At 63.8% G+C, this 18,095-nt stretch carries 7 protein-coding genes and 1 tRNA gene; 6 read left to right on the forward strand and 2 right to left on the reverse strand.

The window, feature by feature from the left end; genetic code table 11:
* The first annotated feature begins 72 nt into the window (after positions 1-72).
* Together rpoB and rpoC are read left to right on the forward strand one after the other, a co-directional pair.
* Positions 73-3,573, forward strand: a complete 3,501-nt coding sequence (rpoB, locus tag AC3WS6_RS06235) for a DNA-directed RNA polymerase subunit beta (protein WP_492500194.1) — start codon at positions 73-75, stop codon at positions 3,571-3,573.
* 85 nt (positions 3,574-3,658) lie between these two features.
* Entirely contained in the window at positions 3,659-7,534 is a 3,876-nt protein-coding gene (gene rpoC / locus AC3WS6_RS06240; protein WP_492500195.1) for a DNA-directed RNA polymerase subunit beta', read from the forward strand.
* 137 nt (positions 7,535-7,671) lie between these two features.
* Here rpoC and AC3WS6_RS06245 read toward each other — a convergent pair whose 3' ends face one another.
* On the reverse strand, positions 7,672-8,259 hold the full coding sequence (locus AC3WS6_RS06245; protein WP_492500196.1) for a hypothetical protein: 588 nt from the start codon (positions 8,257-8,259) through the stop codon (positions 7,672-7,674).
* A gap of 99 nt (positions 8,260-8,358) precedes the next feature.
* On the opposite strand from AC3WS6_RS06245, the gene AC3WS6_RS06250 reads away from it, so the two are divergent.
* Positions 8,359-9,276, forward strand: a complete 918-nt coding sequence (locus tag AC3WS6_RS06250; protein ID WP_492500197.1) for a carbohydrate kinase family protein — start codon at positions 8,359-8,361, stop codon at positions 9,274-9,276.
* 86 nt (positions 9,277-9,362) lie between these two features.
* Positions 9,363-9,447, forward strand: a tRNA-Tyr gene (locus tag AC3WS6_RS06255).
* A gap of 415 nt (positions 9,448-9,862) precedes the next feature.
* On the opposite strand, the gene AC3WS6_RS06260 is transcribed toward AC3WS6_RS06255, so the two are convergent.
* Positions 9,863-11,611, reverse strand: a complete 1,749-nt coding sequence (locus tag AC3WS6_RS06260; protein ID WP_492500198.1) for an RNA/DNA-binding domain-containing protein — start codon at positions 11,609-11,611, stop codon at positions 9,863-9,865.
* Positions 11,612-13,010: 1,399 nt separating this feature from the next.
* On the opposite strand from AC3WS6_RS06260, the gene AC3WS6_RS06265 reads away from it, so the two are divergent.
* Together AC3WS6_RS06265 and AC3WS6_RS06270 are read left to right on the forward strand one after the other, a co-directional pair.
* A complete protein-coding gene (locus AC3WS6_RS06265) occupies positions 13,011-15,755 on the forward strand; it encodes an AAA family ATPase (RefSeq protein WP_492500199.1) in 2,745 nt (914 codons plus the stop codon).
* A 346-nt stretch (positions 15,756-16,101) separates the two neighbouring features.
* Positions 16,102-17,895 carry a DUF7380 domain-containing protein gene (locus tag AC3WS6_RS06270; RefSeq protein WP_492500200.1) on the forward strand — a complete coding sequence of 598 codons (1,794 nt, stop codon included), beginning with the start codon at positions 16,102-16,104 and terminating at the stop codon, positions 17,893-17,895.
* Positions 17,896-18,095 lie beyond the last annotated feature (200 nt).

Consider the following 18,095-nt stretch of genomic DNA (forward strand, 5'->3'; position numbering starts at 1 on the left):
GAGCATGAGCGCACACTCCACCTGACGACAAAGGAATCGAGAAGCCCTGCGGGGCTCACGGAGGTTATTCCCTTGGCTGCTGCTCCCAACGCATCCACATCCACCACCACCAAGAACGGACGCGGAGCATCCCGCCTCTCGTTCGCGAAGATCTCCGACACGCTGACGGTCCCTGACCTTCTCGCTCTGCAGACCGAATCCTTCGGTTGGCTCGTCGGAAACGACGACTGGAAGGCCCGTGTCGCCGAGGCGAACGCCGCCGGCCGGACCGACGTGAACCAGGTCTCCGGACTCGGCGAGATCTTCGAGGAGATCTCTCCGATCGAGGACCTCGGCGAGACCATGCAGCTCTCGTTCACGAACCCCTACCTCGAGCCGGAGAAGTACTCGATCGAGGAGTGCAAGGAGCGTGGCAAGACCTACGCCGCTCCGCTGTACGTCGAGGCCGAGTTCATGAACCACCTCACCGGTGAGATCAAGACTCAGACGGTCTTCATGGGCGACTTCCCGCTGCAGACCGACAAGGGAACGTTCATCATCAACGGCTCCGAGCGCGTCGTCGTCTCGCAGCTGGTGCGTTCGCCCGGCGTCTACTTCGACAAGACCCCCGACAAGACGTCCGACAAGGACATCGTCTCGGCGCGCGTCATCCCGAGCCGTGGCGCATGGCTCGAGTTCGAGATCGACAAGCGCGACCAGGTCGGTGTGCGTATCGACCGCAAGCGCAAGCAGTCCGTCACCGTCTTCCTCAAGGCGCTCGGTCTGACGAGCGAGCAGATCCTCGCCGAGTTCGCAGGCTTCCCCTCGATCGAGGAGACGCTGGCGAAGGACACCATCGTCACCAAGGAAGATGCGCTCCGCGACATCTACCGCAAGCTGCGTCCGGGCGAGCAGGTGGCCGCAGAGGCTGCCCGCGCGCTCCTCGACAACTTCTACTTCAACCCGAAGCGCTATGACCTCGCCAAGGTCGGTCGTTACAAGATCAACCACAAGCTGGGTCTCGACGCGGCACTGACCGACTCGGTCCTGACCGTCGACGACATCGTCGCGACGATCAAGTACCTCGTCCGTCTGCACGCCGGTGTCGACACGTTCGACGGCATCCGCTCGGGCAAGCAGGCCGAGATCCGCATCGCGACGGATGACATCGACAACTTCGGCAACCGTCGCATCCGCGCCGTGGGCGAGCTCATCCAGAACCAGGTCCGCACCGGACTCTCCCGCATGGAGCGCGTGGTTCGCGAGCGCATGACCACGCAGGACATCGAGGCGATCACGCCGCAGACCCTGATCAACGTGCGCCCCGTCGTCGCCGCGATCAAGGAGTTCTTCGGAACGTCGCAGCTGTCGCAGTTCATGGATCAGAACAACCCGCTCGCGGGTCTGACCAACAAGCGCCGCCTCTCGGCCCTCGGCCCCGGTGGTCTGAGCCGCGACCGCGCAGGCGTCGAGGTCCGTGACGTCCACCCGTCGCACTACGGTCGCATGTGCCCCATCGAGACGCCTGAAGGCCCGAACATCGGTCTGATCGGTGCTCTCGCGACCTTCGCGCGCATCAACTCGTTCGGTTTCATCGAGACCCCGTACCGCAAGGTCGAGGGTGGCGTCGTCACCGAGCACATCGACTACCTGACGGCTTCTGAGGAGGTCGACTTCAACATCGCGCAGGCCAACGCCCCGCTCGATGCCAAGGGTCGCTTCCGTGAGAGCCACGTCCTCGCCCGTCCGAAGGGCGGTAGCGGTGAGGTGGACCTCTTCCTCCCCGAGGAGATCGGCTACATCGATGTCTCGCCGCGCCAGATGGTGTCGGTCGCGACCTCGCTCGTGCCCTTCCTCGAGCACGACGACGCACAGCGCGCACTCATGGGTGCCAACATGCAGCGTCAGGCTGTGCCGCTGCTGCGCAGCGACTCGCCGCTCGTGGGAACCGGTATGGAGGGCTACACGGCCATCGACGCCGGCGACGTGCTCACGGCTGAGAAGCCGGGTGTCGTCACCGAGGTCTCCGCAGACCGCGTCACCGTCATGCTCGACGAGGGTGGAACGCAGGACTACCACCTGCGCAAGTTCGACCGCTCGAACCAGGGCACGTCGTACAACCAGAAGGTCGTCGTCAACGAGGGCGACCGCGTCGAGGTCGGAGAGGTCATCGCGGATGGCCCCGCCACCGAGAACGGCGAGCTGGCCCTCGGAAAGAACCTCCTCGTCGCGTTCATGACGTGGGAAGGCTACAACTTCGAGGACGCGATCATCCTGAGCCAGGACCTGGTGAAGGACGACACCCTCTCCTCGATCCACATCGAGGAGTACGAGGTCGACGCGCGCGACACGAAGCTGGGCAAGGAGGAGATCACCCGTGATCTCCCCAACGTCAGCCCCGAGCTGCTCAAGGACCTCGACGAGCGCGGCATCATCCGCATCGGTGCCGAGGTCCGCCCCGGCGACATCCTGGTCGGAAAGGTCACGCCGAAGGGCGAGACCGAGCTCTCGGCCGAGGAGCGTCTGCTCCGCGCGATCTTCAACGAGAAGAGCCGCGAGGTCCGTGACACCTCTCTGAAGGTGCCCCACGGTGAGCAGGGCACGATCATCGCCGTCAAGGAGTTCAACGCCGAAGACGGCGATGACGAGCTCGGCTCCGGTGTGAACCGTCGCGTCGTGGTCTACATCGCCCAGAAGCGCAAGATCACCGAGGGTGACAAGCTCGCCGGCCGTCACGGCAACAAGGGTGTCATCGCCAAGATCCTTCCGATCGAGGACATGCCGTTCCTCGCGGACGGAACCCCGGTCGACATCGTGCTGAACCCGCTCGGAATCCCCGGTCGAATGAACTTCGGTCAGGTGCTCGAGACTCACCTCGGGTGGATCGCGAAGCAGGGCTGGAAGGTCGAGGGAACCCCCGAGTGGGCTGCGAAGCTCCCGAAGGATGCTTTCGAGGCCGCTCCCGGCACCAAGGTCGCCACTCCGGTGTTCGACGGCGCGAGCGAGGAGGAGATCTCCGGTCTCCTCGACGCGACCACCCCGACCCGCGACGGTGTGCGCCTGATCGACTCGACCGGAAAGACGCAGCTGTTCGACGGCCGCTCCGGCGAGCCGTTCCCGGCGCCGATCTCGGTGGGCTACATGTACATCCTGAAGCTGCACCACCTGGTCGACGACAAGATCCACGCGCGTTCGACCGGTCCGTACTCGATGATCACCCAGCAGCCGCTCGGTGGTAAGGCGCAGTTCGGTGGCCAGCGATTCGGTGAGATGGAGGTGTGGGCCCTCGAGGCCTACGGCGCCGCATACGCGCTCCAGGAGCTCCTCACGATCAAGTCCGACGACATCCTCGGCCGCGTCAAGGTGTACGAGGCCATCGTCAAGGGCGAGAACATCCAGGAGCCCGGCATCCCCGAGTCCTTCAAGGTGCTCATGAAGGAGATGCAGTCGCTCTGCCTGAACGTCGAGGTCCTCTCGGCAGACGGCACGCTCGTCAACCTGCGTGACACCGACGACGAGGCCTTCCGCGCTGCGGAGGAGCTCGGCATCAACATCTCCAGCCGCTTCGAGGCCGCCTCGATCGACGAGATCTAAGGTGCAGGCCGCCGACTGAGCATCACGCCCGGTCGGCGGCCCACCTCCCCGATTTCTTCAGAAGAATTCCTACACAGGAGAATTTGTGCTCGAGTCAAACACTTTCGATGAGCTTCGCATCGGTCTCGCGACCGCGGACCACATCCGCGCCTGGTCGTACGGCGAAGTCAAGAAGCCTGAAACCATCAACTACCGCACCCTGAAGCCGGAGAAGGACGGTCTCTTCGGAGAGCAGATCTTCGGCCCGTCCCGCGACTGGGAGTGCGCCTGCGGCAAGTACAAGCGTGTCCGCTTCAAGGGCATCGTCTGCGAGCGCTGCGGCGTCGAGGTCACCAAGTCCTCGGTCCGTCGTGAGCGCATGGGTCACATCGAGCTCGCCGCTCCGGTCACCCACATCTGGTACTTCAAGGGCGTGCCCTCGCGTCTCGGCTACCTGCTCGACATGGCGCCGAAGGACCTCGAGAAGGTCATCTACTTCGCCGCCTACATGGTCATCTCGGTCGACGAGGATGCTCGTCACCGCGACCTGGGCACGCAGGAGAACAACATCCGTCTCGAGCTGAAGACGCTCGGAGACCGTCGCGACGCGAAGATCGCCGAGCGCCTGGCTCGCCTGGAAGAGGAGCTCGCTTCTCTCGAGGCCGAGGGTGCCAAGGCCGACGCGAAGAAGAAGGTCAAGGACGCCGCCGAGAAGGAGATGTCGCTCATCCGCAAGGGTGCCGACGAGGCGATCGCCAAGCTCGAGCGCGTGTGGGAAGACTTCCGCACGCTCGAGGTCGGCGCACTGCGTCCCGAGGACGACGTCTTCCACGAGCTGCAGGACCGTTTCGGTCAGTACTTCGAGGCCTACATGGGCGCCGAGTCGATCCAGCGTCGCCTCGCGGCGTTCGACCTGGCCAGCGAGGCCGAGAGCCTGCGTCTGCAGATCTCCGAGGGCAAGGGCCAGCGCAAGATCCGTGCGATCAAGCGTCTCAAGGTCGTCAGCTCGTTCCTCGAGACCGGCATGAGCCCGGCCGCGATGGTCCTCGACGTCGTTCCGGTGATCCCGCCGGAGCTGCGCCCGATGGTGCAGCTCGACGGTGGCCGCTTCGCGACCTCTGACCTCAACGACCTCTACCGTCGTGTGATCAACCGCAACAACCGTCTTCGTCGTCTGATCGACCTCGGTGCCCCTGAGATCATCGTCAACAACGAGAAGCGGATGCTGCAGGAGGCCGTCGACGCGCTGTTCGACAACGGTCGTCGTGGTCGCCCCGTCACCGGTACCGGCAACCGCGCCCTGAAGTCCCTCAGCGACATGCTGAAGGGTAAGCAGGGTCGATTCCGCCAGAACCTGCTCGGCAAGCGCGTCGACTACTCGGGCCGTTCGGTCATCATCGTCGGACCGCAGCTGAAGCTGCACCAGTGCGGTCTGCCCAAGCAGATGGCTCTGGAGCTCTTCAAGCCGTTCGTCATCAAGCGCCTGATCGACCTCGGTCACTCGCAGAACATCAAGGCAGCGAAGCGCGCTGTCGAGCGCACCCGTCCCGAGGTCTGGGACGTGCTCGAGGAGATCATCCGCGAGCGTCCGGTGCTGCTCAACCGTGCACCCACCCTGCACCGCCTCGGCATCCAGGCCTTCGAGCCTCAGCTCGTCGAGGGCAAGGCCATCCAGCTGCACCCGCTCGTCTGCGCGGCGTTCAACGCCGACTTCGACGGTGACCAGATGGCTGTGCACCTGCCGCTGTCGGTCGAGGCTCAGGCCGAGGCCCGCGTGCTGATGCTCGCGTCGAACAACATCCTGAAGCCGTCCGACGGACGCCCTGTCACCCTGCCTTCGCAGGACATGATCATCGGTCTGCACCACCTGACCACGGTCAAGGAGGGCGCAGCCGGTGAGGGTCGTGCATTCGGTTCGGTGGGCGAGGCGATCCTGGCGAAGGACGAGGGAACCCTCGACCTGCAGGCCAAGGTCCGCATCCGCATCCCGGGTCTGACGTTCCTCGAGGGCGAAGCTCCCGAGGGATACGAGCGCCACGGTCTCGTCGACGCGTCGCTCGGTCAGGCGATCTTCAACGACACGCTTCCCAAGGGATACCCGTTCGTCCGCGAGCAGGCTGACAAGAACAAGCTGTCGCAGATCGTCAACAAGCTGGCCGAGGAGTACCCCAAGGTCGAGACGGCTGCGTCGCTCGACCGCATCAAGGACGCCGGTTTCTACTGGGCCACGCGCTCGGGTGTGACTGTCGCTCTGAGCGACATCCTCACGCCTCCGAACAAGGCCGAGATCGTCGCGGGCTACGAGAAGCAGGCCGCGAAGGTCCAGTCCCAGTACGAGAAGGGCCTCACGACCGACGTCGAGCGTCGTCAGGAGCTCATCAAGATCTGGACCGAGGCGACCGACGAGGTTCAGGCCGCGATGCGGGCGAACTTCCCCGAAGACAACACCATCAACCGCATGGTGTCGTCGGGTGCTCGTGGTAACTGGCTGCAGATCCGGAACATCGCCGGTATGCGTGGTCTGGTGAACAACCCCAAGGGTGAGATCATCCCGCGTCCGATCATCTCCTCGTACCGCGAGGGCCTGTCGGTGGCGGAGTACTTCATCGCGACGCACGGTACCCGTAAGGGTCTGGCCGACACCGCTCTGCGTACCGCCGACTCGGGTTACCTGACCCGTCGTCTGGTGGATGTCTCGCAGGACGTCATCATCCGCGAAGACGACTGTGGCACGTCGAAGGGCCTCGAGCTCCCGATCGCCGCTCCGAACTCGCAGGGTGAGCTCGTGCGCGACGCGAACGTCGAGAACTCGGTGTTCGCTCGCACGCTGGCCTCCGACGTGGTCGACAGCAAGGGCGAGGTCGTCGCCTCTGCCGGAGACGATGTGGGTGACGTCCTCATCGACAAGCTCGTCGGTCTCGGTGTCGAGAGCATCAAGGTGCGCTCGGTCCTGACCTGCGACTCCGCCGTCGGTGTCTGCGCTCAGTGCTACGGTCGTTCGCTGGCGACGGGTAAGACCGTCGACATCGGAGAGGCCGTCGGCATCATCGCTGCACAGTCGATCGGTGAGCCCGGTACCCAGCTGACGATGCGTACGTTCCACACCGGTGGTTCGGCCTCGGCAGATGACATCACGCAGGGTCTGCCCCGTGTGCAGGAGCTCTTCGAGGCTCGTACCCCGAAGGCGGCATCGCCGATCGCCGAGGCCGATGGCCGCATCACGATCGACGAGACCGACAAGGCCAAGAAGGTCATCCTGACGCCCGACAACGGTGACGAGGAAGTGATCTACCCGGTCCTGAAGCGTGCGACGCTTCTGGTCGAGGACGGTCAGCACGTCACGGTCGGTCAGCCTCTCCTGGTCGGCACGCTCGACCCCAAGGAGGTCATGCGTGTCATGGGTGCCCGCGAGGTGCAGCGTTACCTCGTCGGCGGCGTCCAGGGCGTCTACCGTTCGCAGGGTGTGCCGATCCACGACAAGCACATCGAGGTCATCGTCCGTCAGATGCTCCGCAAGGTCACCGTCGTCGATCACGCCGACACGACCCTGCTCCCGGGTGAGATGGTCGACCTCAAGCGTTACCAGGCGATCAACCGCGAGGCTGTGGCAGAGGGCAAGCGCCCCGCGTCGGGCCGTCCGGAGCTGATGGGTATCACGAAGGCGTCGCTTGCGACCGAGTCGTGGCTGTCGGCAGCGTCGTTCCAGGAGACGACCCGCGTGCTCACGCAGGCCGCCATGGAGGGCAAGCGCGACCCGCTGGTCGGTCTCAAGGAGAACGTCATCATCGGAAAGCTCATCCCCGCCGGAACCGGTCTCTCGAAGTACCGCGACGTCACGGTCGAGGCGACGGAAGAAGCCAAGAGCGAGCGTTACCCGAACCGGATCTTCGCATCCGACGGTGCGTACGCCGACGGTGACTTCGGTTACGTCGACTTCGACGCGTTCTCGACGGACGACATCACGCCGGGTACGTACAACTGATCCGCTTGCGGGTCAAGATTGAGCGAGCACGCGCGTAGCGCGAGCGAGTCGAAAAACTGACGTACTGAGTGAGAAGGCCCCGGGCGATTCGCCCGGGGCCTTCTTCGTGCCCGGCGTGTGACCGCGGACGCGGCGGATCAGTCGAAGAGATTGGCGATGATGCTCGAGGTGTATCCGGTCGGCGCGAGGTTCGAATACCGCGTGTCGATGAGGATGTCGTCGCGCCAGAACAACGTGCGCCCATCGGTCACGGGGTACTGCTCGTTGGGCCAGGTCTTCTCGCATCGGGTGCCGTCATCCGGCGTGAAGCACGTGAAGCCCTCGGTCGTCACGAGCGCGTTCAGCATGTCGAGCGCGGGGCCGCGGTTCATGAGCGAGATCGTGGTGACGAGGGTGGTGGTGTCGGCGCGCGGATCGCGCCAGATGCAGGTCAGAGTGCCGTCGTCCCCGACGCCGGACGGGCCGACGCTCGGATCATTGAGCGGGATGCCGTCGAGCTGCACGAGCACGTCCTCGGAGAGGATCGCCCGGCAGTCGGTCGGCAGAGCGATCGGCGTCGACGTCGGGGTGGGGGAGGGCGTCGGTGTCGACGTCTCGTCGGGAGTCGTGCTCGACGACGGCTCGGGGCTGGCGCTCGTGTCCCCTCCGTCTGCGGCGCCTCCGCAGCCCGCGAGCAGGACGATCAGGCCGAGAGCGGCAGCTGCCGAGACGAGTCGCGCGTTCATGCGCTCACCGTAGCGCTGGTGCAGCGGCTCGCGACGGAGGCGGGCCGGATGCCGTCCGTCCCGGTCGCGGGTAATGTCGGCGGGGTGAGCGAAGAAACCATGCCTGACTCCGCGTCCGTCGTCGTCATCGGAGACGCCCTGATCGACGAGATCCGCGACAGCGCCGGGGTGCGCGAACTCGTCGGGGGAGCGGCGCTCAACGTCGCAGTGGGACTGCGCCGACTCGGAGTGCCCACGACCCTGATCGCGATGGTCGGCGACGACGAGGCCGGCGACCACATCAGGGAGTATCTCGACGATCACGGCGTCACGCTCGTCGGATCGCCCGCGCCGCAGGGCTCGTCGCGCGCGATCGTTCAGAGGGGGCCCGACGGCGAGCCGACCTATGTCTTCAATGAGGCGGCGCAACGGCGCAGCATCCGGTTCGCAGGCGCGGCGACGACGGCGATCGAACAAGCCGGGCTGGTCGTGATCAGCTGCTTCCCCTTCGACGTGCCGAGCGAGGTCGAGGCGCTCGGCCAGGCGACTCGAGGCGCTCGCCTGGCCATCGACCCCAATCCGAGGTCGGGGATGCTCAGCGACCGAGGGGAGTTCGTCCGCGGCTTCGAGCAGATCGCCGCGAACGCCGCGATCGTCAAGGTCGGAGCGGATGACGCCTCGCTGCTGTACGACGGCGACCTCGACGCATTGCGCGCTCGCCTGCGGGAAGCCGGTGCGGGAGCGGTGCTCGCCACGGCGGGAGCAGCGGGAGCTGTCCTCGAGACGGATGCGGGTACCTTTTCCGCGCCGATCTCGACACTTCCCGGACGCATCGTGGACACCGTGGGGGCCGGAGACGCGACCCTCGCGGCCGTCGCTGCCGGCCTCGTCCTGGACGCACCGACAGAAGCCGAGGAATGGCGGTCGCTGCTGGATCGGGCCATGGACGTGGCTGCCGCGACCTGCCGCGCGGAGGGCGGGCTCCTGCGCACGCCGGAGTCGCTCGCAGACGCTGATCGCGGCGTGTTCGGCAGCTGATCGCTCGATTTCTCACGCCCGCCCTCGGCAGGTATGATTATCTATCGTGCCCCCGGTTGGCTGTCGAAGTCGGACGGGTGCGCTCTGGCGAGTTACCCAAGCGGCCAAAGGGATCTGACTGTAAATCAGACTGCATTGCATTCGGGGGTTCGAATCCCTCACTCGCCACCATGGGGTATTCCCGTAACTCAGGAGTTTCGTTCCCGTATCTCGGAATCCCAGGTCAAACGAAGAAAGCCGCCGGAATCTCGGCGGCTTTCTTCGTTCTCTACTGAAAATGGCGCCTCAGCGACGTGGTGGAGAGCGGCGGCGAGGGATCTTCGTGGGTTTCGCTCCGGGGCCGGACCAGGTTGTCCGCCAGGCGAACCAGATGGTTCCTCCGCGACGGGTGCCGGCTGCGTCCTCGGGGCCAGTGCGTGGAACTCGATGCTTCAATCAGCAACTTCGAGTAGCGCGCACCAACCAACCTCCCGGCCTTCGCGTCAGATCTGCCGGAGTCGACCCCGGACCAAGACGCCGCCCGTGCATGTTTCAGCTCGGATGGCGGGCCTGCTCATAATGAGAGGTAGTCAGCTGTTCGTTGTTGCTAAGAGTCGTTCGACTTCTTTCCACGGGGTCTGTGCTCCGGGAACTTGGGTCCGGGGCCATACCGAACCGCCGTGCCGCGGCTCTGAGCGGAGATTCTGACAAGCAGCTCACGTCCCACCAGGTCTTGGAGCATGTACCGGGCTGCGAACGTGTCTACGTCAAAGATGCGCTGGATGGTTGCGTTGTTGATGTGCTTGTACTCCCGCACGTGGTCGATGACCTTCCGGTCACTATCCGTGCGCGAGCGGACTTGGTAGCCCAGGGCATTGCCCAGAGCGGCAACTGCCCAACCGGCGAGCCGATAGTCGGGGTGAGCGCGACGAACCGTTCGCTGAGTCGGCTCGATGATGGGGTCCTCCTCTGCTGCGATGCGACGTAGGACGGCTTCAGCTGCGTCGGTATGCCGTTGTACCTGGGGGGCTAGCGTCACCGCGTTGATGCTGCGTTTCCGTGTCAGCGCCAGCACGATGAGTAGAGCATCTGTGTCCCGTTGAGTGGCCTGGGGGAGCGCGCCAATGAACTTCGCGAGGCGTTGGTTGGAGCGGCCGCCGCTGAGCTCGACGATAGTTTCAGGTTCCGTGCTTTCCGTTACTGAGACGATGGGAACATCGCGACCACTTCGGATCATTTCCCGATACATCCGGTCGATTCCCTGACCCCATCGCTCCGCGAGGCCAAGGGACCGGAAGGCCTCAGCTAGGACCCGGAAGCGCGGCTTCGGGGGATGAGTGATGATGTTCGCGGGGGAGACGCCGGTGACGAGTGGTCCTGGAGACCGGACAATCATTCGCTCTGCGCTGTGCTCGACGTAGACAGGTCGTTGCTCGCGGTGGTCGCCGTGAGCGAACGCGTTTGCGACAGCTTCTCGGACCGCGGCAGTGGGGAAGTCTTCGATCTGGATCTGCTGCCCGTTGGGAAGGTTCAGGGGGACCGACGTGCCTCGTGCCTCGATTGATGTGGTGAGCTCCACGTAAGCACGCAGAAGAGCTCCGTTCCAGCGGCGTCCGGCTCGCACTTCGCCTCCGAGAGTATCGCGGTATTGGTACACCGCGATCTCGTGGTCGCTGTCTCCAACTAGGAGCAGTGAGCCGGCATTGTTCAGCTGCTCGCTGCTATCGGACAGGCCCAGAGCGCCGACGAGGTCTCTGAGCGGGGCGTCGCTCAACCGGACGATGCTTTCTCCGGGCGCTCTTTCCGCCAAGCCGCGCAGCATGGCCTCGGTTGATCCGGCGATATCGCTGATGCTGTGAGTGCTCACGGCGGCGCTCCAGTCGAGGCCGCGACGTTCGTCATGTATCCGGCTGATATCAGCGCTGGACAGCGGAATGCACTGGTCTTGGAACCGGCGGGTTGGTGCCTTTTTCCTGGCGATGTGCACGTCTAAGCCTTCAGCGACGTCAACAGCGAGCAAGCGAGTGTTCTCGAACGTGACTTCAGCGACTCGGACATCGAGCGGAGGCTGCGTCATCTCATAAATCCGCCGGCGGAGGTGATCTGCGTCGATACTGGTGCCGACGAACGCGTCGGGCCCAGCCTGCCTGTCTGCGACGCCCAGCACCACGAGACCACCCGACGCGTTGGCGAAGCAGATGGCGGCATCGGCGATGTCATTGATGGTGTCCGGTTCTGACTTCTGTGGGCGCTTGAAGTCCAGGCCGTCATGCTCCAGATCGTCTGCGACTGCGACCGCATCCCAGATCTGCCGAAGCTCGTCTTCGAGTGGGGTCCTTTGCTCAACCTTTGACATAGGCGACAGTGTTGCACCTCTATCAAAGAACTGTCAAACGATGAGGTTTTCTGGGCCAGCCTTTCGGCAAGCTGTGCGGTCAACGAACTTGTGGGGCGTATGGGGCGGGCCGGGCCCCGAGTTCAGTCTCCTTGCGCGCTTCGCCGCGTGGCTGGGGTCATCGATCTGGAGCGGGCGGCGCAGGTCTCCACCACCAGTGGACGCAGCTCCCCGGTGACTGGTTGTCGTAGCGTGCGTTCCCCGCTGGCAGCGCACGCACCGGAAACTGCAGCTGCCGCGAGAGACATGTCGACGGAACACCCCAGAATGTTCGACGTACGCGCTTCCCAGTTTTCTATTGACATGCTCTCGCCGAGTCGTAACGGCAGGGGCCGGCAACTGGAAATCCCGTCGAGTACTGAATTAGTGCTCAGTACCACGCCAGGACGCGTTGTTCGTCTCCGTCAGGGTGCTCGTCGAGCGCCGGAACATATGTGATGTCGGCGCCCTCATCAGGTTGTGGCATGGTCCATTCGTCAAGGTCGGGGCCTTCAACCGCCTCAGGCTGCGGATTAGGGTCAGGGGGCTGCGGCCCTCCAAACGGATGTGTCGCTCGGAAGTCGACCTCCACCGCTGCGAACAAGTGGCAGAGTCGTTCTGCGCCAGCGATGGCCCCGAGGTGTGCATCGTCGGCGGGGATGGACGCGTAGTCGCCGTTCACAAGTAGAGGGTTCGCGTGGATGTACGCGTTCAGGTCGTCTGCGGAGATGCACCATGCCCAGTGGTTGAACCACGGCTGTAGCCGGGCCTCTGCGGGGGCGCCAGCTACGTGCGCTTGCCGTCCCGCCCACCGGCGGTGGTAGACCGGCCCTGCGGTCTGAGATGGGTTCGAGCACGCCAAGCAGCGGCCGTTTACGTCGGCGTCTGCGGCGCAGTAGCGAAGCCAGGGAGCCATGTCGTTCGCTGGTCGCGCGGGAAGAAGGTAGATGAGCTGCTGTCTTCCCGCGGCGAGATAGTTGTGCAACTGCGACACCCGCACTTGCACTATCCAGGGTGCTGTATCCGTAGCTCGGTAGACGGTCTTGCATTCGAACTCGAAGTACCGGTGACTTGTGCGAATCTCATGGTCAACTGTTCCCGGACCCCGATTGTTGTGAGGAGACCAGATCGTCGCCGTAGGCGCGACCGCGAGGAACTCGAAGGCGAACAGGGAGTCGATTGTTCTTTCGGGAATGAGTACCGGCATGAGGTCAGTCTGGCGCACGCTTTTCGGGAGGGTGGAATTGAGTGCGGTTGGGGTGTGTAGTCACCCCTGTCAGCTCGTGCAGTGCATGCGACTCACTCGCGAGATCACGTGTCGGTATCCATTACCCGGTCCAGTATTTCGGTCCGCTAGCGTGGGATCACATCGGGGGAGAGCATGAGCACTATAGACGAGCAGATTCGAGAAGCAGACGAGAACATTGTGCGAAACATCGCCGTTCTCAAGGACAAGCGGGATCTTCTGTCGCAGAACATCCTTGCGCAGCTGCGGAATCTGGTCGAAGGGCTCACCGTCCTCGCGCATATCAAAGATGGGTCACGCACGTTCCGGCAGAGCGACGTCGGGGAGGCGCTCGACATGGTGCGCGCGGATGCTCGACTGAACGTTCTCAGTCGGTTCCACCACCGGCTTCAGGGGAGCGCCTCGCACTACACCCTGGCCGGCGACCCGTCCGAACGCCTGATGCTGAAGTACTACGAGTACCTCGTCCGAGTTCGCGACATCGCCGAAAAGCGCTTGTCGCGTGCAGTGCTCGGCAACCTCGAAGACTTTCCGCTCGATCTCGACGAGTCCCTCGCTGAGTACTACGAGAAGATCGCCGAACGCATTCAGCATCCGATGAACGCCGCGAAGTCGAAGACGGACGTCTACTACGTCCACAGCTCGAGGCCGTTCTTCGTCCGTGGTCGCATCTTCTACGAGGTCACCTTCTCCGTCGCCCACAATCGCGCCAGCAAGTTCGACCGGCACATCGGGTTCACTGACATCGATCTCACCGATAAGTACGCCGCTCGCCTGGACCTCGTACACGACTCCATCGAGGTGATGGGGCAGCACATGCCTGTCGCGCTCATTCGTGCATGGAGCGTGTCTATCCGCGGCTGCGAGTTTGACAATCTCCGCAAGATCCTCTTCGGGCCGCAGACAGAGCATGTTCGCCCGAGCCAGAACGAGCACCGCAACTTGATGCGTCACCTCACCGACACGCGGTCGAACCTTCTGGACATCGCGGACATGCCCCAGGACACGTATCAGCGGTTTCGCGCAGCCATGCTCAGCGACGCCAAGCGCTCTCCTCTCATCTTCACCATGCTCGATGAAGCGCGTCGCATCATCCGCCGTGCGGGTCCCGGATCGAACCTGCTCCGGTTTCTGCTGCTGCGGATGTACAACAACCTCATCCGCGACCAGTACGCCACCGCGCGTTGCTCCCCGCTGGCCGGCATGTTCGTCACTCATTCCTGCCGACCGTTCGACACCATGCCGTTTTGCACCTTTCCGGCGAAGCATAAGGCGAGCTTCGGCGACCTTGCCGAGGCGCTGGACTCGTCGACTCGTCGCCATGAGATTCTCGCTCGACGGATCAAGACGAACGTCGAGGTTCACGGTCGCATCTACACTCCGGACGGGGAACTGGATGGGTTCGGCGACCTGGACGCGCTCGTGAAGCGTCACAACGAACTACTCCCGCCGAACAATTCTCGTCACGCGCCGCGGGCCCTCGTGCACGCAAACGGGCATGTCTTCATCAAAGGCTACGAGGACGACACGGTAGAGATCGTGCAGGCGCTACAAGCCATTGCCGCCGAAGGGGTCGATGACTACTCCGACGACGTTGACGACTGGATCGCCAACAACCCCGGCGAGTTCGACGACCCACTTAAGGCAGAGGCCCTCAAAGGTCTCTTCGTGCACTCGCAGGTGGCGCTCGTCTATGGTGCGGCGGGCACGGGGAAGTCTCGGATGGTGGACCACATCGCCCGCTATTTCGATGCGAACCGCAAGCTCTTCCTCGCCCACACGAACCCTGCTGTGGAGAATCTCCGCCGCAGGGTGAGCGCGTCGAACTCAGAGTTCGGCACGATCCACAAGCACGTGGGCGGGTGGACCCAAGGCGGTCATTACGACGTCCTCGTCATCGACGAGTGCAGCAACGTCAGCAACGCCGACCTGCTGGAGGTCCTCCGCGTCAGCTCCTTCGACCTCCTCGTTCTCGTCGGTGACGTCTACCAGATTGAGGCCATCGAGTTCGGCAACTGGTTCTCCAGCATTCGGTCCTACCTGCCCACCACGTCAGTGTTCGAGCTCACGACCCCTTGGCGGACCAAGGAACCGGAGCTGCTGACGTTGTGGGATCGTGTGCGGAACCTGGACGAGCGCATTGAAGAGTCGTTGTCCACGAGCCGATACTCGGCGGTGCTCGGGGAGACGCTATTCACGCCTCGGCAGGACGACGAGATCATTCTCTGCATCAACTACGACGGTCTCTACGGCATCAACAACGTCAACCGGTTCCTGCAGGTGAGCAACCCGCAACCTCCTGTCGTCCGTCGCGGTGCGACCTTCAAGGTCGGGGACCCAGTGCTCTTCAATGAGACCAACCGGTGGCGGAAGATCATTCACAACAACCTGAAAGGCACCATCAAAGCCATCTCGGAGACGCCAGGCAAGGTGACGTTCGATGTGGAGATTGACCGCGAAGTTGAGTCGATGGACGTGTGGGGGACCGACCTCATCCACGTCGAAGGATCCACCATCCGATTCGACGTCTTTGAGATGGTGGACGCTGACGAAGACGACGACACATCGGTGACCATCGTGCCGTTCCAGATCGCCTACGCGGTCTCGTTCCACAAAGCTCAGGGGCTCGAGTTCGACTCGGTCAAGGTCGTCATCACGGACGCCAACGAAGACCGTGTCTCTCACGCGATGTTTTACACGGCCATCACTCGCGCCCGCCGGGACCTGCAGGTGTACTGGACGCCGGAGACGCAGGCTCGGATCCTCGACCGCCTCGTGCCCCGCGAAAACTTGAAAGACGAGTCTCTGCTCCGAACTCGGTGCGGCCTGGTGCCCGTGACGAAACGTCCGAAAATGCCGAGAGCGCGCACCGCGGTCTGATTTCGCTCGACGGTGTTGGAGTGCTTCACGCCGTTGCGCAAACGTGGATCAGTGGTGCCGCATTCGCAATTGCCCACCTGTGACTTCTTAACCCCGCCAACTGCGGTGGGGCACGATGGCCGCTTGCGCTGCCACAAGGATGCCTGCGGCGGGAATCGCAGCCCAACTCGTCTCGTCGATGTTCGCGTACCGGTCGGCGACGATCTACCCGAGCGCCAAGTTCTGATGTAGGAGTGCTTGCTGAGGTCGCGGTCATGGCCCTGTGCGATGCGTGTCGCCTACGCGCGGCCCGCTTCCCCGCGTTCGTCGGTTTGAACTCGCCTCCTTCCTCCGCCACGATGAACGCGTGAGCCACACCGAAACAGACGACCGGTGGGTCCGAGCTTTGCGCGGCGCCCTCACGAGACCGGCGGAGATGCTGACCGTCGATGAGCAGGTTGTCGCCGATGTTCTCGCGATACTCGACGGATGCTATCTGCGGCCTGACGATTGGCAGACACCGTACGGTCCAACGTTCACACTCGGGAACAAGCGCTCGAAGGTGCCCGACGACCTCTCCCCAGACGAGCTGGCCATCCTTCGAGCGATTGCTCCGCGCCTTCCGGACCGCCGCCTGCGCATCCAGGCATTGGACATCGTTGCTTTCCGTTCGACCGGCGGGGATCGATTCACCGGGTACCTCGCGATGGTGACGGCGGTCGCTGATGGCTTGGAAGATCTCGAACTCAACCGGGACAACGTCAACCAGTGTGAACGAGCCATCGTCGTAGCGCTGCACTTCCAAGGCGCAGTGGGCAAGCAGGGGCAGCGCATCGAGAACGTCCTTCTCGCTCGTCTGCTGAGCTCCGACGACGGCACCGAGTGCATCACCATCTCTGACCTGTTCTTGGACCACAGTCGAGCGCGGGGGAGTGCGAGCGATATCGCACTGCATCTTCGGCAGCTAGCAGGGGACGCCGACGGCGGTGTGGCACGAACCCTGCGTGAGGCGGCCGCACACTGGCACGACCTCGCGGGGAACATGGACGCTGCGTTCGATGACGTTGCGTGGGTGGTCGAAAGCCTCATCGGCGAGGCGAACGGGTTGCTGGCCAGTGAAAGGCAGGATGCACCCCTGCACGCGTCCGACGCACTGGAGCGGGCATTCGCGACGCTACGCACCATCCCTAAGCCTGAGCGTGCGGCGCGAGGTCTGACAGGAGCGGACGAGAGGATCAAGGCCAGCATCGACGCGGCGACTGCTCTCGCGCAGCGTGTGCTCACTCTGGTGCGGGAAGAGGAGACAGACCTCACCGACCAAGCCAACAATGTTCGTGACGTCGTGCGGGGTCGGAAGATCGAGGAGGCCGTGCACATCTTGCTCCGGCCGCTCGAACTCGCCGACTACGACACCATCAGAACGGCTGCAGCAGCCGCTGTGCAGGACAGCGTCGCAAGCTTGTTCCCCACCATCCATTTCGCCGCGGACGGACGAATCGCCGCACGCACGAATCAGACCTCGGGCGAGGAAGAGTACGGCGTCCCCGGACACGTGTGGAGCTTGATGATGGACGTTTATGAGCGCCGCGTGAACTTGCTGGTCACCGGGCGCATCATCCCCGCCTGGCAGGTGATGAGCACCGAACACAAGCTGCGCGTCAACGATTTCCATGCTCTCACCCGGCGCAGCCCCATCGTTCCTCGAGGCCGGGCGTACTCCATCGCCCAGGCGCTCGCCTACGGATACAACGGTGACTTCTTCACTGCCGCTCAGCTGCTCGCTCCTCAGGTCGAAAACCTCGTTCGCGTGCACCTCGCGAATGCCGGCGTGCGGACACGTTCGCATGACGGTGGGGTGCAGAACGAGATCGGACTGTCCTCACTGATGGAGCGCGAAGAAGCCTCCGCGGTCTTCGGCGCGGACCTTGCGTTCGAGATTCGTGCGCTTTTCTGCAGCGCGCTGGGACCGAATCTTCGGAACGAGTACGCTCACGGGCTCGTCAATGACCGAGGCCGCAGTGCCCCCGCCGCGGTGTACGCGTGGTGGCTGGTGTGGAAGTTCGTTGACCTCCACTTCGTCAACGCATTCCACAATCTGGATTCGGCTGACGCCCGCGAACCGTCCGGTCCGACAGTGGACGCGGAATCGCCCTCGCCGTAGGTGGTGTCAGGCCCCGATACGGTGGACACGTGACAGTCCAGACCACCTTCTGCACGAGCGTGCACGCCCGCCTCTGCACGCTGTTCGTGCGCGCCAGCAGGTAGACGCAAGCATCATGTGGGAGTTCAGACGCCGTCGAACGGCAGTGCACGCAGCGATTCTGGGCGACAGCGCCATCTATTTCGCTCATACCGTGCCGA

It is taken from the genome of Microbacterium sp. EB106-03-03-XG65 (genome assembly GCF_058791955.1).